We start from the raw sequence: 18,153 nt of genomic DNA on the forward strand, positions 1-18,153 counted from the left end.
CACCGGAACAGTCCACAGGGAGGACCAGGACATGACAAAAAGATTTAAAGGGGCGTTCGTCGCGCTGCTGGCGGGGGCGTCGGCGGTTTCCATGACGGCGGCCACCAGTCCCGCTTTTGCGCGCCCGCCCAGCCTCAGCGAAGAGCACATGCTCGACCGCATGCAGATCGAGCAGATGATCATCGACTATTACGCCGAACTCGGCTCCGGCGCGCACTCCAAGCTCAGCGAGTATTTCACCGAGGACGCGCTCTTCATCGTCAACGGCAAAAGATACAAAGGCAGCAAGGCCATCGACGACATCTATGCGGAGCTCGGATCGCAAGCGAGCGAGATGCGCTTCGGCAAAAGCCATATGCTGATGACCAATTTGAGCGTTCAGTTCGAAGACGAAGACACGGCCACAGCCCGGGTGATCTGGACCGGCGTCAAGAACGACAATCTCAAAGCCCCGCCGCGGGTTTTCGAGCAGGGCCGCGAATATGACACGCTCGAGAAGATCGACGGCGTCTGGTATTTCAGCAAGCGCAACATCGTCAGCGACAGCGCCATGGCCGACCAGTATGACGACACCTATATGAAAGACCGGCCGGACCATTAAGCCCTAAGCGTTGGCCGGGCGCCCGTCCGGTCAACGCCCTACGTCTCGCCGAGCAACGGCCATGCGCCGAGCGTTTCGTAGCGCGTCTTGCCGGCATGACTCCAGACAAGCGCGAACGACTTTACAGTCCAGCTGACAGGCGGCGCGATTGGGTGCTCTCCTTCGAGGCGCTTGTCGCCATAAAGCAAGGTCACATGCGGTTCGAAACGGGGCGCGGCAAAACGGCCAAGCCCGGATTTCCTGAGCGCCAGGCCGAGTTGCTTGTGAAAGGCAATCAGCGTTGCAAGTTCGTCATGCCCGAGCAAAACGAGTGGAAAGCGGTCCGGCTTGTTTCGGTCGAAACTGTCCGCGCGATCGAAGACAACATCGAACGGCGCCGCCGTCACGCGTTCTGCAGCCCGCTGCGCGGCGTTGATAATCTCCGCAGGCCGGCGCTCATAGGGAGAACCCAGCCCGTGAAGCGAAACATGAAAACGATGCTGCGCGAAGGTTTCGCCTTTCAGGCCATGACGCATTCGCAACCGGACCGCAACGTCCTTGATTTGCGCTGCTGTTTCCTCATCCGGAAAAATCGCGAAGAACAGATTGAAGCCTTCGGCGCTCATCGCGATTGTGTTTCGGGCGGTGTTTCGCCCATGCGTCTCAGCGGGTGAACACAAGGGAGAAGGCGACGGGAACCTGCGGCGTGATGCCGGGCAGCCCGGCCAGTTCGCGCAGTTTTTCAACCCCGTCGCCCAGATCGAAACTATCGGCGTTGATGATGATCGGTTCGGTCGTTGCGACGAGCACTTTGTCAGGGCCGATGCGGGTGACCGACAGTTCAGCGTCAACGTCGTTTTCAACGCCGTGAAGGTTCAAGGTGGCGGTTACAGGCTGCGTGACGCTTTCGCCGACGCCAAGCTGGGCGAAAACCGACGGGTCAAGTTGCGCCGTGACAGTCGCCGTTGGGAACGAGTCCGTCTCGAACAGAAATTCGCGCATGCGTTCATTGCGGATGTCTATATTCGTCTCGACCGTATCGAGGTCGATGTCGATTTGCGCGGCGCCGTCCGCGGAAACCGACCCCGTGACCGAGCCGAAACTATGCGCTTCGGCGATGGCGCCGGCTTTGACCGTGACGAATGAAAAATGAGACTCAGCCCCGTCTACGGTCCAGGCGCCGTTTAAAGGCGTCTCCGCCGGCTGCGAACAGGCCGCAAGGCCAAGACAGGCCGATGCGATAATCGAGCGCGTTAAAAGTTTCATCAAACGGCCTCCCGGCGAGTTACAGGCGATGAGCGTCTATTAACACAAACGCTTGCGAGGCACAAAAACGTCAATGGATGTCAGGCAAGCCGACTGATTTCGAGGCCGGTGCCCACGGGCAAGAGAACGCTGTTTACGCCCGGCTTTGCGCGCACGGCTTTCCCGTAGCGCTCGACGCTCTCGCCGCCGGGATAGATCATGTTGTCCGCGACGATGATGGCGCCGGGATTGAGCTTCGGAAAGAACGCCTCGAGGCAAGGCACATACATGTCTTTCCAGAGATCGAGCAGCACGAAATCGACGCCCGTTGAAAGCGCGCCGATAAGCTCCACCGCATCGCCCACCTGAAACTCGATATAATTCGCAAGCCCCGCCTTTTCGGCCATCTTCTTGGCGTGCGCGGATTTCGCTGCGTCGAGCTCCAGGGTCGTCACGCGCCCGCCGGCGGCGCGCGCGGCTTCCGCCAGCCATATGCCGGAATAACCGAAAGACGTGCCGATCTCGAGAATATGCGGCGCGTCCATGCTGCGCGCAATCAGGTTGATGAAGGGCCCGGTGTCCGGCCCCACCGACAGCATGTGCTTGTCCAGAAAATCGGAACTGCTCTTGCCTTCGCGCTCCTTACGCTCGCGCTGCATGCGCGTGTGATAGGCGTCGAGAACGGCAGTGACCTTATGGTCCATAGGTTTTACTCCCACTCAATCGTGCCGGGCGGTTTCGAGGTCACGTCGTAGACGACGCGGTTGACGCCGCGGACCTCGTTGATGATGCGCGTGGCGCATTGCCCGAGGAAATCATGAGGGAACGGATAATAATCCGCGGTCATGCCGTCGGTGGAGGTGACGGCGCGCAGCGCCAGCACATGATCGTATGTGCGCTCGTCGCCCATGACTCCGACTGTGCGCACTGGCAGCAAGACGGAAAAAGCCTGCCAAATGGCGTCGTAAAGCCCGGCCTTGCGGATCTCGTCGAGATAGATCGTATCCGCCTTGCGCAAGATGTCGGCTTTCTCTTTCGTCACTTCGCCCGGAATGCGGATCGCAAGCCCCGGCCCCGGGAAGGGATGGCGCCCGACGAAATGTTCGGGCAGGCCGAGCTCGCGGCCGAGCGCGCGCACCTCGTCCTTGAAAAGCTCGCGCAGGGGCTCGACCAGTTTTAAATTCATGCGTTCGGGAAGCCCGCCGACATTGTGGTGCGACTTGATCGTCACCGAGGGCCCGCCGTCGAAGGAAACGCTTTCGATGACGTCCGGGTAGAGCGTTCCCTGCGCCAGGAAGGACGCGTTCTCGATCTGAGAGGCTTCCTTGTCGAAGACGTCGATGAAGAGCGAGCCGATGATTTTGCGCTTTTTCTCCGGGTCGTCGACGCCGGCGAGCTTGCCGAGGAACAGATCCTCCGCCTCCACATGGATCAGCGGGATGTTGTAGCTGTCGCGGAAGAGGCGCACGACCTCCTCGCCCTCGCCCGCGCGCATCAGCCCGGTGTCGACGAAGACGCAGGTCAATTGCTCGCCGATGGCTTCATGAATAAGCACCGCCGCGACGGAGGAATCGACGCCGCCCGACAGCCCGCAGATGACGCGCGCGTCGCCCACCTGCTCGCGGATCTTGGCGATGGCCTCGTCGCGGAAGGCGGCCATGGTCCAGTCGCCGGAAAGCCCGGCGATCTTGTGGGTGAAGTTCTTCAGAAGCTTCGCCCCGTCGGGCGTGTGCATCACTTCCGGGTGAAACTGCACGGCGTAGATGTTCCGGCGTTCGTCGGCGATGGCGGCGAAGGGCGCGCCGTCGGATTTGGCGATGATCTCGAACCCGTCGGGGATCGCGTTCACGCGGTCGCCATGGCTCATCCAAACCTGGTGGCGCGTCCCCGGCTCCCACACCCCTTCGAAGAGGCGGCTCGCCTTGACGACGTCGACCATGGCGCGGCCGAATTCGCGATGGTCGGAGCTTTCCACATCGCCGCCGAGCTGGGCGCAGATCATCTGTTCGCCGTAACAGATGCCGAGAACCGGAACCGCCTGCTCGTAAATCGCCGGGTCCGCCTTGGGGCTGGTGTCGATTTTGACGCTGGCCGGCCCGCCGGACAGGATGATCGCGCGCGGCGCGAAGTCGTCAAGGAAGCCCTTGTCGACGCGGTTGAAGGGGTGGATTTCGCAATAAACCCCGTTCTCGCGAAGGCGGCGGGCGATGAGCTGCGTCACCTGGCTGCCGAAATCGACAATCAGGACGCGGTCGTGCACTTGGGCGTGGTGAGAATCGAGCTGCATGTTCAGCCTTTAGCCGACTCGGGGCCGCGCGTCACGCCCCGATTTCGCACATGCAGCAGGCCTCTGCGACGCCCGGCCCGGCGCGGCGGCCCCCGTGGAACAATTTGTCGTCTTTCAATCGCGCGGCTCGTTTCATCGGCGTATTCCCTGGGTTTCGGGCCAATTTGGCGCCATTTGCGTAAAAATGTTTCACGGGGGGCGAGGCGTGCTTCGTCACTTCTCCGGCCTCTCCGTTTGCGACTCGCCACGATTTAATCGCGGCGTCCAGCCATGAAAAAACGACATGGACCCCACGCATGAAGCGTGGAGAATCGCAGGCTGATAGGACGCCACACCGGTCATGCCGCATCATAGGCCCGCCGGCGCGAGGCGGGGATAAAATTTCATATATGAAATTTTATCCCCGGGCGCCGGTTTGGCTTTATGATGGCGCCCGCCGCCGCTCCTCCCCCATAATTATGAGGGAGGTGTCGAGGCCGAAAGCTGATACGGAAGGGGCTTAAACGCCGTCGCCGCCCCCCCCCCCGGCTTCGCCGGGACTTCCCCCGCAAGCGGGGGAAGAGGGAGCCATGCTGCAATACCGTGCAGACGCCAATCTTACCGGGTTCAACGAAATGCTTATTCAGCTGCGCATGATGCCGAGCATGCCGCCGTCGGCGGAGATCGACTGCGCATTGATATAGCCCGCCGCATCGGAGAGCAGGAAGGCGGCGAGCCAGCCCGCCTCTTCCGGTTCGCCGACGCGCCCCTGCGGGACCATTGCTTTGAGAATATTCAGCGTCGCCTTCATGTCGCCGTCGGCGACGTGCTCGGCCAGCGGTTCGAGGAGCGGCGTGTTGATAAGGCCGGGGATGAGGCAGTTGACGCGGATATTGTGTTTGGCGACTTCCGCCGCCGTCGCGCGCACGAGGCCTAAGACGGCGTGTTTCGACATGACGTAAGCCGGCGTCATGGGCGCGCCGAGTTTCGAGGTCAGGGAGCCGGTGCAGACGATGGAGCCCGAGCCCTGCTCGATCATGCCGGGCAGGACCGCCTTAATCAGGATGAACATCGACTTCAGATTAACGTTCATGACGTCGTCATACGCGTCGAGAGAGTATTCCGTCATGGGCGCGGCGGGACCGGACACGCCAGCATTCGCGAAAACGCCGTCGACGCCGCCCCAGAGCGCTTTCGCCTTTTCGGCAAGCGCGGCGATGTCGGCTTCGCTGCCCATGTCGGCGGCGAGATACCGGCCCTCCCCGCCGGCTTTGGTCACTTTGTCGGCGACGGCTTTTAGCTTGTCTTCGGAGCGCGCGGCGACGAGGACTTTCGCCCCGAGGGAGCCCATGATCTCCGCCGCCGCGGCGCCGATGCCGGTGGAGGCGCCGGTGACGATGATGCGTTTTCCTTCGAGCGAAACGCTTTTGATCATTTAAGGCCCAGAAGCTTCGCCGCATTCTCCTTCATGATCAGCGGCATCACTTCCTCGCGGAAACCGGCGCTCTCAGCCGCGGCCATCCATTTGTCCGGCTTGATCAGCGGGAAGTCGGAGCCGAACAGCATCTTGTGTTTCAGCCGCGAATTGGCGTCGGCGATCACCTGTTTCGGGAAATATTTCGGCGACCAGCCGGAAAGGTCGATGTAAACATTCTCCTTGTGGAGCGCCATGGAGAGCGACTCGTCCGTCCACGGCCATGACGGGTGGGCGAGAATGATCTTCATGTCGGGGAAGTCCACCGCCACGTCGTCCACCATCATGGGCTGGCCGTATTTGAGGCGAATGCCGCCGCCGCCCTTCATGCCGGTGCCCATGCCCGAATGGCCCGTATGGAAGATGGCGGGCAGGCCGTATTCGGCGATCACTTCATAGATCGGCCAGGCCATGCGGTCGTAAGGATGGAAGTTCTGGATCGGCGGGTGGAACTTGAAGCCCTTGACGCCGTATTCCTCGATCATGCGCCGCGCCTCGATGGCGCCGAATTTCGATTTGTGCGGGTCGATGGACGCGAAGGCCATCATGATGTCGTCATTGTCCTTGGCGAACTGCGCGACTTCTTCGTTGCGGATGCGCTTGATGCCGGTGCCGGACTCCATGTCGACCGTGAACATCACGAAGGCGATATTCTGCTTGCGGTAATACTCGATGGTCTCGGGGATCGTGGGGCGCTTGCGGTCGGCCTTGAAATAAACGCTCGCCGCATCGAGGAACTTGCCCATGATCGGATCTTCGGGGTCGTTGCACGACACCTCCGCATGGGTGTGAATGTCGATGGCCTTAATTTTGTCTACGTCGATCATGTTCCTGCCTTACCGATAAACCTGTTTGGCGCAAAACTAACATCGCTTCATCCTGAGGAGAAAATTTCCTTCGCCCTTCGAGACGCAAGCCTTCGGCTTGCTCCTCAGGATGAAGGAAATTTTCGTCTCGAAGGACGAAGCGCCCCAAAAGCGCTTGCCGTATTTTACGCCAAATTCGCGATGCGGGGACACCCCAAGACGCGAAAGGTTTCACGCCCCTTCGCGAAGGAGCTCGTAGAGCTTGTCGACGCCGGACAGCAGTAATTCCGGCTCTTCCTGCGGATCCTCGCGGCCTTTAAAGTCGTCCGCGCCGTAAATCCCGGTGGTCACCGCCACCGAATAGGCGCCGCCCATATTGGCCATTTTCGGCTCGAGCTGGGGGTCGTCGCCGACGACGACGATTTTCGCGTCGGGGGCGAGCCCCATGCGCGATTTCGCGACGGCGAGCGCGTCTGTGGACGGCTTGCCGAGGACATGGGGCTCCGCGCCGGTCAGCGCCTTCAGCATGGCGTTGATCGCAAAGCTCGTCCCGATGCCGCGCTTATCGGCGCCCGCCGCGGCGAAGAACGGCACGTCCGAGGCGGTGGTCAGGGGCGCGCCCGCCCAGATGGCGTGGGTCGCCGCTTCGAGATCGGGAAAGGTGAACTCGCGGAACCAGCCCACATAGATTGCATCGTAAGGCCCGCCGTCGCCGGGGGATTCCACGACCTCGAGCCCGAGATCGGCAAGCGGCTTCCATACCGGTTCTTTGCCCAGAACCAGAATCCGCTTGGCGCCTTGCTCTTTCAGGTAATGCGCCGCGGCGGTCGAGGGCGTCATGAACTCCTCATCGCGCACGTCGAGCCCGGCCTCGCGCATGGCGTTCGCATACCAGTCGGGCGTCCTGGCCGTGCCGTTGGTGAAGAGCTGATAGGGAACGCCGCGTTCGCGCAAAAGCGCCAGCGTCTCAACGGCGCCGGGCAACGCCTTCTGGCCCGCGCTCGCCTTGTCGCCGAGGACGAGCGTCCCGTCCATGTCAAAGATGAAGCCTTCGGCTTCGTTTAACTTATGAGGCAATGCCTGCTCCCTTGTAGAGCGCCATGCGGAAGCCTTTGCGCTCCACGGCGATGTCGGGCGCGTCGGGGCGCGCCGCGAGGTCTTTCAGTAATTTCATGATCGGCGCCGCTTCGGGCGTGTAGCTGTCGCGGCTTCTGCCGGCCGCCAGCATGGCGTCCACCTGCTCCTCAGGCATCACCGCGCGGAACAGGAACTCCTCGTCGTCCATATCCTCGCCGAACTGCTTGCGCAAGTCTTTGTAAGCCGGGAACATGGGCTCTTTTTCGAGTTCTTTCACGCGCGGCCGGTCAAGAATGATTTGCCTGATCTCTTCATCGATAGGGCTTGTGGGCCGTCCGAACTTGCCCATGACATAGCGGATCACCTGGTCGGAAACCTGCCCATAGCGCTTCGTTCCGATGACGTTAAAGAGCGCCTGGCTCATCACCATCTGCGGGAACGGCGTCACCATGATGGGATAGCCGAGCTCGGCGCGCACGCGCTCGGTCTCTTCGACGACCTCGTCGAATTTGTGCTCGAGATTGAGCTCCTGAAGCTGACGGCGTGTCGTGGTCATGACGCCGCCGGCGATCTGGTGCCTGAGGAAGCTCGCATCGAAGCTTTGCGGCTTGCCCGGCGGCAGGCCTTCGGCCTTGGCGAGCTTGGTCCAGTAGTCTTTGACTTCCGCGAGCGCGGCGTCGTTGATGTTCACCGTGTGACCCGCTTCACGCAGATTGGCGACCATGCGCGTCGCCTCCGGCAGCGAGGAGCCGTCGCCGAGCGGGCCGACGCCCACATGCACCGCATCGATGATGCCAAGATCGGCGGCCGTGAGCGAGGTTAGGGGCCCGTAGCCAATGGTGCAGTGCGCGTGCACTTCGAGCGGTTTCGCCCCGATGGCGGCTTTCACCGCCGGGGCCAGCGTCTTCACCCGATCCGGCGACATCAGCCCGCTCGGGTCTTTCAGATAGAAAAGATCGACGTGATTGCTCTTCGCGAGCTTACCCGCGAAGTCGGCGTAAAATTCATCGGTGTGAATATCCGACAGCGTGAAAGTGAGCGCGCCCATCACATCGGCGTCGCCCTCCTCCTTGATGATGCGCGCGGCTTCGATCACCGCGTCCGGATCGTGCATGGGGTCGAGGACGATGAAGCGGCGGATGCCCGCCATCTGCAAGCGGCGATAGGCGAGCCGCATGAATTCCGGGTCCGCCTGCTGCCACGCCACGAAACGAAGCCCCGTCGTGATGAACTGCAGCGGCGTTCGCGGCATCGCCGCGCGCATGCGCTTGATCCGCTCCCAGGGATTGTTCTGGAAATAGCGGATCGCCACCGCCATGGTCGTCGAGGAGGTGAAGTCGCAGGCGTGAAAGCCGACGCGGTCCATGGCCCCGGCGATCCCGAGGATCTGCGCGGTGTTAAGCCCCGTGGCGCCCCAGAGCGACTGATTGCCGTCGCGGATCGAGACATCGACAAGTTTGATCTCAGCCATTTGCCCCTCCTTTTGCAGAAAGGCCTTCGAAAAAGCGCGTGTCGACGCCCCCTTTTTTGAACCGCGCGTCGTCCATGATCCGCGCATGCAGGGGCGCGGTGGTTTTCACCCCTTCCACATTGAGCGTTGCGAGCGCCGCCGCGGCGCGCGCCACCGCCTCCTCGCGGGTCGCGCCATAAACGATGAGCTTGCCGATCAGCGAGTCGTAGGTCGGCGGAATGTTGTCGCCGGAACGGATATGTGAATCGACGCGCACGCCCGCCCCCGCCGGCCATTCGGCCTTTGCGACAAGCCCCGGCGACGGCCGGAAATCGGCGTTCGGGTCTTCGGCGTTGATGCGGACTTCGATGGCCGCGCCCTGGATTTCGATGTCGCGCTGCTCGTAACCCAGCGGCGCGCCGTCGGCGATCAGCAATTGCTGTTCGACGATGTCGACTCCGGTGACTTCCTCCGTCACCGGATGCTCCACCTGAATGCGCGCATTCATTTCAAGGAAGAAGAAATCGAAGGTTTCGGCGTCGACCAAGAATTCCACCGTCCCGGCGCCCTTGTAATGAAGATGCTCCGCGAGCTTCACCGCCGCGTCTTCGATGGCGCGATGTTTGGCGTCGGGGATGTTCGGCGCCGGCGCTTCTTCCACCAGCTTCTGGAAGCGCCGCTGGATCGAACAGTCGCGGGTGCCCAAATGGATGGCGCGCGTTCCGTCGCCGATCACCTGCACCTCCACATGGCGCCCGCTGGCAATGAACCGTTCCACATAGATGCGGGGGTCGCCGAAGGCGGCTTCGGCTTCCGACATGGCGTAGCCGATCTGGCTTTTAAGGTCCTTTTCATCATCGACGCGCTTCATGCCGCGCCCGCCGCCGCCGGAAACCGCCTTGATCAAGAGCGGATAACCGGTTTCTCCGGCGATACTGGCGGCTTCTTCAACCGTCTCCGCCTCGCCGCCTGGCACCACGGGAAGCCCCGCTTCAATCGCGACGGCCCGCGCCTTCAGCTTGTCGCCCATGGCTTCCAGGGCTTCCGGATCGGGGCCGACAAACACCATGCCGGCCTCGGCCACGGCGCGCGCAAACTTGATGTTCTCCGACAGGAAGCCGTAACCCGGATGCACCGCATCGGCGCCCGCCTCTTTGGCGGCGGCGACGACTTTCTCGATATTGAGATAGGATTGCGAGGACGGCGCGGGCCCGAGCCGCGCCACATGATCGGCTTCAGCGGCCGCGCGCGAGCCCGCATCCGCATCGGAGACGCCAAGCGCGGTTTTAAGGCCGAGCTTCTTCGCCGTGCGAATAATCCTGAGCGCAATTTCGCCGCGATTGGCGATGAACAGCGTGTTGATGTTGTTGCGCATAGCTTTTCAGCGCACTCCCGCCGCTTCATCCTGAGGAGAAAATGTCCTTCGTCCTTCGAGACGCAAGCCTTCGGCTTGCTCCTCAGGATGAAGGACATTTTCGTCTCGAAGGACGAAGCGGTCTGAATTTAATCCTCGCAGCTTCACGCCGGCTTCACTTTCATGAGCACTGTCGTCGCTTCGATAGGCTCGGCGTTTTCGGGAATGATTTCCACGATCTCGCCTTCGACGCCCGCATGAACCGGATTCATCAGCTTCATGGTTTCGATGATCGCCACCACCGTGTCGGCGGTCACCTTGTCGCCCACCTCGACAAAGGGCGGCGCCCCCGGCTGCGGCGCGCGGTAGAAGGTGCCCGGCAAAGGCGGCTTGATGACGAGGAGCCCGTCTTGCTCCGCCGCGACTTCCGGCTCCACCGCCGAGGCGACTTCCTTGGTCTCGCCGCCGATCGGCGTCCATTCCTGGGTGAAGCCTTCTCCTGCGCGTTTGACGCGAAGCCGGAAGCGCGCGGTTTCAATGTCGAGGACGTCATAAGACGACTTCGAAAGAATCGAGGTGATTTCCTCGACATCTTCGGGGGTTAGGGGAAGATCATCAACCATTTTTCAAACTCAACGCCGGCCGCCGAAAATGCTCATGACGTGCTTTTTCGGATCGGTTTCGGGCTTTGCAACGGGGGCGTCATCTTTCGCGGACCAGACCGTTTCCGGCCGGCTCTGGAGCAGGAAAATGCTCCCGTCCCTGTCGACGGCCCATTCGATGTCCTGCGGGCGCCCGTAATGTTTTTCGGTCTTGCGCGCGATGTCGCGCAGCTTTTGCAGCTCGTCATCGCTTAAGGACGCCGCCGTCTGTTCTTCTTCGGGAAGCGCCACATCCTCGATGCCGCCGTCGGCTTTCGGCGACTGGCGGATATGTTTTTTGGAAATCTCGCGCGTCGTGATCTCGCCGGTCAGCTTGCCGACAACCCAGCGATCCGGCGTCACTTCGCCGGAGACGACAGCGGAGCCGAGCCCCCAGGCGCCTTCGATGGTGATCACCGAGCGGTCGCCGGTCAAAGGGCTGCGCGTAAACATGACGCCCGCCGTCCGTGCATCGACCATGCGCTGAACAACGACGCCCATGGCGACGCCGCTTTCGGGAAAGTCCTGGCGGCGGCGATAGCAGACCGACTCGACTGAATAGAGGCTCGCCCAGCAGCGGCGCACCATCTGCAAGGTTTCCTCCGCGCCGAGCACCCAGAGATAAGTGTCCTGAAGCCCCGCGAAAGACGCGTCTTCGGCGTCTTCCGTGGTCGCCGAAGAGCGCACCGCCACCGGCGCTTTCGCGTCGCCTTCGCAGAGTTCGGCGTAGGCGGCCTTGATCTCGGTCTCGACTTCGGCGGGAAGCGGTTCTTTCTCGATGCGCTCGCGGATCGCCGCCGTCACCTTGCCGACAGTGTCGTAATCGTCCGGATCGAGCGCTTCCACCGGCGCGCGCAGGGGTTCTTCCTTGTCGAGCTTTTGAATGAAACGTTCGAAGCCTTCCGTCCGGACGACGAAGCCCGGCGGCACGGCAATGCCCGCCTTGGTCAACTCGCCGAGGCTGCCGCCCTTGCCGCCGACGGTCGGACGGTCTTCGAGTCCGATATCGGAGAACCAGGAGATGTTTTCATTGGTCATGACTTAAACCCTACAGCAGCGTCACGACGCCGCGCGCGCCGTCGACGCGCACGCGCTGGCCGTCTTCGATGCGGGACGTGGCCTGTCCCGTGCCGACCACGGCGGGAAGCCCATATTCGCGCGCGACGATGGCCGCGTGGCTCATGGAGCCGCCGATGTCGGAAACAGCGGCGGCGATTTTCTGGAAGACCGGCGCCCAGGTCGGGTTCGTCACCTGACAGACGAGGATGTCGCCTTCCTTCAGCCGGTCGATTTCCTTGACCGACTTGATGACCCGGGCCGTGCCCTCGACAACGCCTGACGACGCCGCGAAGCCGCGGATCTCGTTCGAGTCGGCGTCGGCGGGGCCCTTCATCCAGATGTCGAGATTTTCGCGCGTGATGCCCCAGAGCATGACGATCGCCGGATCGTCGATAATGTCGGGCACGGGACCGAGCGCCGGCGGCGTATCGAGCTCCGCCCACTTCTCGATGGCCGCTTTGCGTTCTGCGATCATCGCCTTGAAACGCGCGCCGCCGCGCGTCGGCGAACCGTTGGACCAGCTCGTCATCACGTCGATGATCGCCTGCTCCACCTCATAGCGCGAAAGATGAAAAACGTCTTCGGCGTCGTCCATCAACCCGTTTTCGACGAAAAGCGCGCCATATTCGCGGATCTTGTTGAAGAAGAGATTGGTGTACCAGTGCTCGCAATAGAATTTATGGCCTTCCACATAAGGGAAGACGCGGCAGGCGAGCTCGATCATCTGATCGTAGGCCGCGCGCTCTTCATCCGTCCCAAGAAGATCGCGATAGCCGTCGATCAACTCCTGGCGCTCTTCTTTCAGCTGATCCATGGGGCGTTCGATATTCTCGCCCGCCTTGATCTTCGCGATGTAACCGGGAAGCGCCGAGAACGGCAGCGAGAGATCGTCGTTCCAGGAACGGTGATAGTGATAGAAGCCGTCGCCCACATTGACGTTGAACCACGGGTTACGGGACTTTTCGAGCTGATCGAGCCACTCCTTGCCCGGCGCGCCCATCTGCTCGAGCGAGGCGATCAGGTCGTCGGCGGAAACGCCGTCGGCGAATTTGCCTTCGACCCCAAGCTCCACGGCTTTTCGCGCAAGGCGTTTAACTTCCTCGTCGGGCTTGAAGATTTCGGCCTCGAAGCCCGCCACCATGCGCGCGATGGTCTGGTCGGTGATTTCCGGAAAGGCTTTCTTGCAGAAATCGAAGAACACCATATAGGCGCCGTATCCGAGCAGGAGAAACTCGAAATGGTGGTGCCACATGCGGAAATAGCCCTCGAGCGTCTTTTGATAGGTTTTCAAAAGCTCGTGGTTGGAGGCGACGCCCTTGCCGGCGTGAACGTTTTCAAGGGGCTCGAATTCGGGAAGCGTTGGCTTGGGAAGCTCTTGCGCGTCGGCAATGAGCTTTTTCATCTTGTCTTTCCACTGGTCGTAAAGACGCTCCCAGTGTTCGTAATAGTAAAACGCGCGCTGTTCGAATTCCTTGGTGCGCCGTTCGATTTCATCGGGGTCGGTCACCGCGTTGCCGCCGATATAAACCCGGCCGTTGATGACGCGGTAATCGATGCCGAGCGTCGTCGGCAGGCAATGGACGCGCGTATTGGACGAGCCGAGCGCGCAATAAGCCGCCTCCGCCGTCACCATGTCGAAGGTGTGCATGGGCTCGGGGAAGTGCATGGAGTTGTAAAACCAGAAGCGCTCGTCGTCTTCCGGTGAAAACTGCATGTAATAGGGATAAGCGGCCTGGGCGCCTTCGGTGCCTTCGGCGACCTTCAGGGAGCTCGGTTTAGGAAAGCCGGCGGGCTTGTCTAGCATAATATCCTCGTTTCCTCCGGGCGACGCCTCTTTTGCGGGCTTTTTTTATCGCCTTGGCTGATATCGCCTTGTCCGGCGCTCGCGCCGCCGGAAAATGGCGGGGAGGCGCGCAATGGACAGCACTTTAACCCTTCCTTATCTTCTCGAAAAGCGGAATATTCGGATCACGTCATTCGGTTTTTCATATGAGCCTCAGCACCCGGGATTTCCAACTTCTCACCGTTCTGGCGAATGAACTGCATTTCGGCCGCGCCGCCGACGCGCTCGGCATGCGCCAGCCGCAACTCTCGACGCGGCTTGCCCAGATCGAGCGCTCCGTGGGCGTCGATCTCTTTGTGCGCCGCCCGCGCGTCGCCGTGACGCCGGCGGGCAAGATCGTCATGGACGCCGCAAGGCGCGCCTTCAACGATTTCGAGGCGGCGGCGGAACAGGCCAGGCGCGTCGAACGCGGCGAGGTCGGCGCCGTCGTCACCGCGATCAGTTCGAGCATCATTCTTTCCGATATTCCGGGCTCGATCAGGAAATTCCGCAACCGCTATCCGGAAATCGGCATCACCCTGCGCGACATGCACTCTACCGAGCAATCCGAAGCGCTGCGGTCGGGACAGATCGATATTTCGATTACGCGGGAAATCGATTCCAGCCGCCCGATCCGCAGCGAAATCATTGGGCATCAGCGTTTTGTCGCCTTTCTCTCAAAGGATCACCCGCTGGCGGCGCGCAAAAAACTTTCGCTGGCGCACCTGGCGAACGAGCCTTTCGTCCTGTTCGATCACGCCATCGCGCCTGGCCTGCATCACCAGATCAACGCGCTTTGCATTCGCGCCGGTTTTACGCCGAATATCGTGCAGGAGGCGGACGAATGGTACACGGTGCTGGGTTTCGTGCGCGCCGGCTTCGGCGTCACTATCGCGCTCGACATGGAGGGCGCGCCGGACTGGCCCGACGTCGTCACGGTCCCGCTCGATCTGAAAGACGCCGTGGCGCCGGTGTTTTTATGCTGGGACGAAAGCCGGCCCTCCGCCTCCCGCGACCTCCTCATCGACTGGCTGCGCGAGGAGGCGAAAGGGCTCGGCCAAAACGCGGGCAAACGAACCCACAAGAAAACCGCACGCAAAACCGCCTGAGCCTCTTCCGCCGAATTGAGCCGCAGGGAATTAGGAACCGGCTCTGGGCGAAATCACAGCGCTTTGATCGATTTCACCGCGCCATGACGTTATGATGGGCGCAACAGCGAATTGTTAGGGCAACACAGAACGGACGGCCTCCCATGAAAAAATATGTTTTGAAAGCGGGCTCGACCTCGCTCGACAGCCTCGTCAGCATCGAATGCGACACGCCGCAGGTAAAACCCCATGAGGTGCTGATCCGCGTTCACGCCTGTTCCCTGAACTTCCGCGACCAGGCGGTGGTCACCGGCAATTATTTCGGCGGCGTCCTCACCGAAGACACGGTTCCCCTCTCCGACGGCGCGGGCGAAGTCGCAGCGGTCGGCGACGAGGTGACGGAGTTTAAAGTCGGCGACCGCGTTGCGGGGCTTTTCTTCCAGAACTGGCATGACGGTCCGCCGAACCCGACAGCGGGACCGGCGCTCGGCGCCGCCGGCTGCGACGGCATGCTCGCCGAATATGTCTGCCTTCCCGAAGCGGGCGTCACCAAAATTCCCGAAACCCTCTCTTACGAAGAAGCCGCGACCCTGCCTTGCGCGGGCGTCACCGCCTGGAACGCGCTGATGTGCGGGCGCCGCCCCATCAAGGCGGGCGATTGCGTCTGCGTCCTCGGCACCGGCGGCGTCTCCATGATCGGGCTCGGCATCGCCCACGCCGCGGGCGCGCATGTGGTCGTCACCTCGTCGTCGGACGAAAAACTCGAGCGCGCCAAAAAGCTCGGCGCGGCGGCGGGCGTCAATTACAAATCGACGCCGGAATGGGGCCCGGCGGTTGCGGCGGCGAGCAATCGCGGCGGCGCCGATGTGGTGGTCGAAGTCGGCGGCGCCGGCACGCTCGCTCAATCCATGCAGGCGGTGAATTTCAATGGCGAGATCGCGCTCATCGGCGTCCTGACCCGCGAAGGCGATACGACGCCGCATCCGCTGATGCTGAAAGGCGCGAGCATTCGCGGCATCTTCGTCGGCAACAAGGCGATGGCTGAAGATCTCGCCGCCGCCATCGACGTCAACGGCATGAAGCCCGCCATCGACAAGGTTTTCCCCTATGAAGACGCCGCCGAAGCCTTCCGCCATCAGCAGACGGGCGCCTTCGGGAAAGTGGTGATCAAGATTTAAGGCGCGCTTTGCGCTCTGATAGTTTCGCCGACTCCCCACGCTTTAAGCGTGGGGTCCATCTTTCAGCATGTTTCTCGCCGACTTTCCCACAAAGAGGGACGCCACGGTCAAGTTTAGCCTCGGGCCGCGGCGAGTCGCAAGTTGCAGGCCTTGAACATCTAATTCACGCTTCTTCCCGCGCCGCCCCAGAACGGTTCGCGCAGTTTTTTCTTGTCCATCTTGCCCACAGGGGTGCGCGGAATGGCGTCGATGAAATGCACGTCCTTTGGCGCCTTCACGGAACCGATACGGGCCTTGGCGTGCGCGATGATCGCATCGGCGTCGATCTCGGCGCCGGCGCGCTTCACCACCATGGCCGTCACCTGCTCGCCCCATTTCTCGTGGGGCACGCCGATGACCGCGCATTCGGCGACTTCCGCGAGCTCCATCACCGCATCCTCGACTTCCGCGGAGAAGACGTTGAAGCCGCCGGAGACGATCATGTCCTTCTTGCGGTCGACAATGTAGAAAAAGCCGTGCTCGTCGCGCTTGCCCACATCGCCGGTGTGATGCCAGCCATGGGCCGTCGCCTCGGCGCTCGCCTCGGGCAGTTCGAAATAGCCGCCGCCGACAATGCCGCCGCGCCCGACGATCTCGCCGACCTCGCCCACGGGCAGAAGATTGCCGTCATCGTCCATCAATTCGACGCGCACGGAATAAGTCGCCTGTCCGCAGCTCGTGAGGCGTTCCGGATGATCGCCCTTCGCCGCCGCCGCGACGACCTCAGGCGAGAGCCAGGTGGCCACCAGGTGAAACTCCGTCTGGCCGTAGCTCTGGCACATGCAAGGACCGAAGACCTCCACCGCCTGTTTCAGCTTCTCTCCGGCCACGGGCGAGCCGGCGAGAAGAAAATATTTGAGGCTCGAATAATCGTAGTCCTTCACTTTCGGATGGCCGAGCATGGAATAGAGCGCCGTCGGCGGCAGGAACATGTGGGTGACTTTGTGTTCCTCGATCGCCTTCATCACCGCTTCGGCGTCGAAAGTCGGCAGCACCACCACCGTCGCGCCCATGGCGAGCGCCGCCATGGTCACCGGCCCCGCCGCATGAGTCAGCGGCGCGGTCGCAAGGGAAACCGGCTTCCCTTCGACCGGCATGATGTTGCAGATGGTCTCCAGCATCGCGCCCCAGCTGCGGTTCATGACCCGCACGCCCTTGGCCGGGCCCGTCGTGCCGCCGGTGGCGATCAGCGCCGTCAGTTCTTCCGGATTGCCGATAGGATCGCCGAGATCGGGAAAGTGATCCGAGGGCGCCGTCGCCATGAAGTCGTCGAGGGAGGCATGGCCGCCCTCCGGCTTGTCGAGACAGACCATATGGCGCACCGTCGGGACCTGGCTTTTAATCTCGGCCGCCTCCTTGGCGTAGCTCGAATGATAGAAGATCATCGCGACGCGGACATAGTTGAGATAAGCGATATTGGCGTCGAGGGCGTTGCGCGTATTGACCGGGATCCAGACCGCTCCGGCCCGCCAGCAGCCCAGCATCGCGGTCAGCACCGATCCGTCATTGGGCGACATGACGGCGATCGGCTCCTGGTTTTCCATGCCGGCCGCGCGCAAGGCGCCGGCAACCTTGTGGGTCAGCGCCTCCATCTCGCGATAGGTATAACGCGTCTCGCCGGCGACCAGGACGTCCCGGTCCGGATAAGTCTTCGCCATCTTGTCGAAATAATCGATCGTTCGCATGAGTTCGTCCTGCCTCGCCCGTCGGGCCTTACGCTAAAGCTTTCCGCTTTAAGCAGAACGCCGGTCTGCTTGACAATGCGCTGCTTGGAAGCGGGCGATGATGTTGGCGCCGTTCGCGGCATCGAAATCCTTTAAAAGCGAAATCACACTTTCCGGCGCGCGCCCGTCGCAAAGGCCTGATTTGCAAGGCTTCGCTCATCGCGCGTCGCCGGCTTTCACTCGCCTTTACGCAGGTGCAGCAAAATCGCCGGCGCCTTCATCGCCGTAAAGCCGTTTTGGAAGGCGGCGCCGCAACTTCCTTTTTCCGCCATTTTTTCTGCGCTGGGGCAGGGTTTTCGAGCTATTTTCGGTCAGTGTTTGCAAGCGCCGATAGTAGACCCGCGCCTTCA

At 61.9% G+C, this 18,153-nt stretch carries 16 protein-coding genes; 3 read left to right on the forward strand and 13 right to left on the reverse strand.

Features of this window, described 5'->3' with window-relative positions:
* Positions 1-31: 31 nt before the first annotated feature.
* Positions 32-601, forward strand: coding sequence for a nuclear transport factor 2 family protein (locus CW354_RS22345; RefSeq protein ID WP_104832312.1), 570 nt, complete (start codon positions 32-34; stop codon positions 599-601).
* A 38-nt stretch (positions 602-639) separates the two neighbouring features.
* Here the strand turns inward: CW354_RS22345 and CW354_RS22350 are convergent, their stop codons facing one another.
* From CW354_RS22350 to CW354_RS22405, 12 genes are all read right to left on the reverse strand, one after another.
* Entirely contained in the window at positions 640-1,206 is a 567-nt protein-coding gene (locus CW354_RS22350; protein ID WP_104832313.1) for a 2'-5' RNA ligase family protein, read from the reverse strand.
* A gap of 37 nt (positions 1,207-1,243) precedes the next feature.
* Entirely contained in the window at positions 1,244-1,846 is a 603-nt protein-coding gene (locus CW354_RS22355) for a YceI family protein (protein ID WP_104832314.1), read from the reverse strand.
* Positions 1,847-1,926: 80 nt separating this feature from the next.
* Positions 1,927-2,529 (reverse strand): O-methyltransferase, encoded by a 603-nt coding sequence (locus CW354_RS22360; RefSeq protein ID WP_104832315.1) that lies wholly within the window; start codon positions 2,527-2,529, stop codon positions 1,927-1,929.
* A 5-nt stretch (positions 2,530-2,534) separates the two neighbouring features.
* A complete protein-coding gene (gene guaA / locus CW354_RS22365) occupies positions 2,535-4,112 on the reverse strand; it encodes a glutamine-hydrolyzing GMP synthase (protein WP_207764956.1) in 1,578 nt (525 codons plus the stop codon).
* A gap of 622 nt (positions 4,113-4,734) precedes the next feature.
* Entirely contained in the window at positions 4,735-5,526 is a 792-nt protein-coding gene (locus CW354_RS22370; protein WP_104832316.1) for an SDR family NAD(P)-dependent oxidoreductase, read from the reverse strand.
* Entirely contained in the window at positions 5,523-6,392 is an 870-nt protein-coding gene (locus CW354_RS22375; protein WP_207764957.1) for an amidohydrolase family protein, read from the reverse strand. Before CW354_RS22375 ends, CW354_RS22370 begins: the two co-directional genes overlap by 4 nt.
* Positions 6,393-6,602: 210 nt before the next feature.
* The gene (locus CW354_RS22380; protein WP_207764958.1) at positions 6,603-7,448 is read right to left on the reverse strand and encodes an HAD-IIA family hydrolase; all 846 of its coding nucleotides are present in this window, start codon (positions 7,446-7,448) and stop codon (positions 6,603-6,605) included.
* The gene (locus CW354_RS22385; protein WP_104832317.1) at positions 7,438-8,919 is read right to left on the reverse strand and encodes a biotin carboxyl carrier protein; all 1,482 of its coding nucleotides are present in this window, start codon (positions 8,917-8,919) and stop codon (positions 7,438-7,440) included. Before CW354_RS22385 ends, CW354_RS22380 begins: the two co-directional genes overlap by 11 nt.
* Entirely contained in the window at positions 8,912-10,273 is a 1,362-nt protein-coding gene (locus tag CW354_RS22390) for an acetyl-CoA carboxylase biotin carboxylase subunit (RefSeq protein ID WP_104832318.1), read from the reverse strand. Before CW354_RS22390 ends, CW354_RS22385 begins: the two co-directional genes overlap by 8 nt.
* 143 nt (positions 10,274-10,416) lie before the next feature.
* A complete protein-coding gene (locus tag CW354_RS22395; protein ID WP_104832319.1) occupies positions 10,417-10,875 on the reverse strand; it encodes an acetyl-CoA carboxylase biotin carboxyl carrier protein in 459 nt (152 codons plus the stop codon).
* Between the two features lie 9 nt (positions 10,876-10,884).
* Positions 10,885-11,931: a PEP/pyruvate-binding domain-containing protein gene (locus CW354_RS22400; RefSeq protein WP_104832320.1), complete on the reverse strand. Its 1,047-nt coding sequence runs from the start codon at positions 11,929-11,931 to the stop codon at positions 10,885-10,887.
* 10 nt (positions 11,932-11,941) lie between these two features.
* Complete coding sequence (locus CW354_RS22405) at positions 11,942-13,756, reverse strand: PEP-utilizing enzyme (RefSeq protein WP_104832321.1); 1,815 nt, start codon at positions 13,754-13,756, stop codon at positions 11,942-11,944.
* Positions 13,757-13,941: 185 nt separating this feature from the next.
* On the opposite strand from CW354_RS22405, the gene CW354_RS22410 reads away from it, so the two are divergent.
* Together CW354_RS22410 and CW354_RS22415 are read left to right on the forward strand one after the other, a co-directional pair.
* A complete protein-coding gene (locus CW354_RS22410) occupies positions 13,942-14,883 on the forward strand; it encodes a LysR family transcriptional regulator (RefSeq protein WP_104832322.1) in 942 nt (313 codons plus the stop codon).
* 143 nt (positions 14,884-15,026) lie between these two features.
* On the forward strand, positions 15,027-16,040 hold the full coding sequence (locus CW354_RS22415; RefSeq protein ID WP_104832323.1) for a zinc-dependent alcohol dehydrogenase family protein: 1,014 nt from the start codon (positions 15,027-15,029) through the stop codon (positions 16,038-16,040).
* Positions 16,041-16,198: 158 nt separating this feature from the next.
* Here CW354_RS22415 and CW354_RS22420 read toward each other — a convergent pair whose 3' ends face one another.
* Positions 16,199-17,764: a class I adenylate-forming enzyme family protein gene (locus CW354_RS22420; protein WP_104832324.1), complete on the reverse strand. Its 1,566-nt coding sequence runs from the start codon at positions 17,762-17,764 to the stop codon at positions 16,199-16,201.
* Between the last annotated feature and the right edge of the window lie 389 nt (positions 17,765-18,153).

It is taken from the genome of Hyphococcus luteus (assembly GCF_002943565.1).
In the GTDB taxonomy this organism is placed as follows: domain Bacteria; phylum Pseudomonadota; class Alphaproteobacteria; order Caulobacterales; family Parvularculaceae; genus Hyphococcus; species Hyphococcus luteus.

Bases quoted from the DNA above. Each gene is read 5' to 3' on its own strand.
- guaA (WP_207764956.1), bottom strand. From the start codon at position 4,112: ATGCAGCTCGATTCTCACCACGCCCAAGTGCACGACCGCGTCCTGATT.
- CW354_RS22355 (WP_104832314.1), bottom strand. From the start codon at position 1,846: ATGAAACTTTTAACGCGCTCGATTATCGCATCGGCCTGTCTTGGCCTT.
- CW354_RS22400 (WP_104832320.1), bottom strand. From the start codon at position 11,931: ATGACCAATGAAAACATCTCCTGGTTCTCCGATATCGGACTCGAAGAC.
- CW354_RS22385 (WP_104832317.1), bottom strand. From the start codon at position 8,919: ATGGCTGAGATCAAACTTGTCGATGTCTCGATCCGCGACGGCAATCAG.
- CW354_RS22390 (WP_104832318.1), bottom strand. From the start codon at position 10,273: ATGCGCAACAACATCAACACGCTGTTCATCGCCAATCGCGGCGAAATT.
- CW354_RS22410 (WP_104832322.1), top strand. From the start codon at position 13,942: ATGAGCCTCAGCACCCGGGATTTCCAACTTCTCACCGTTCTGGCGAAT.
- CW354_RS22375 (WP_207764957.1), bottom strand. From the start codon at position 6,392: ATGATCGACGTAGACAAAATTAAGGCCATCGACATTCACACCCATGCG.
- CW354_RS22415 (WP_104832323.1), top strand. From the start codon at position 15,027: ATGAAAAAATATGTTTTGAAAGCGGGCTCGACCTCGCTCGACAGCCTC.
- CW354_RS22405 (WP_104832321.1), bottom strand. From the start codon at position 13,756: ATGCTAGACAAGCCCGCCGGCTTTCCTAAACCGAGCTCCCTGAAGGTC.
- CW354_RS22370 (WP_104832316.1), bottom strand. From the start codon at position 5,526: ATGATCAAAAGCGTTTCGCTCGAAGGAAAACGCATCATCGTCACCGGC.
- CW354_RS22395 (WP_104832319.1), bottom strand. From the start codon at position 10,875: ATGGTTGATGATCTTCCCCTAACCCCCGAAGATGTCGAGGAAATCACC.
- CW354_RS22345 (WP_104832312.1), top strand. From the start codon at position 32: ATGACAAAAAGATTTAAAGGGGCGTTCGTCGCGCTGCTGGCGGGGGCG.
- CW354_RS22420 (WP_104832324.1), bottom strand. From the start codon at position 17,764: ATGCGAACGATCGATTATTTCGACAAGATGGCGAAGACTTATCCGGAC.
- CW354_RS22350 (WP_104832313.1), bottom strand. From the start codon at position 1,206: ATGAGCGCCGAAGGCTTCAATCTGTTCTTCGCGATTTTTCCGGATGAG.
- CW354_RS22360 (WP_104832315.1), bottom strand. From the start codon at position 2,529: ATGGACCATAAGGTCACTGCCGTTCTCGACGCCTATCACACGCGCATG.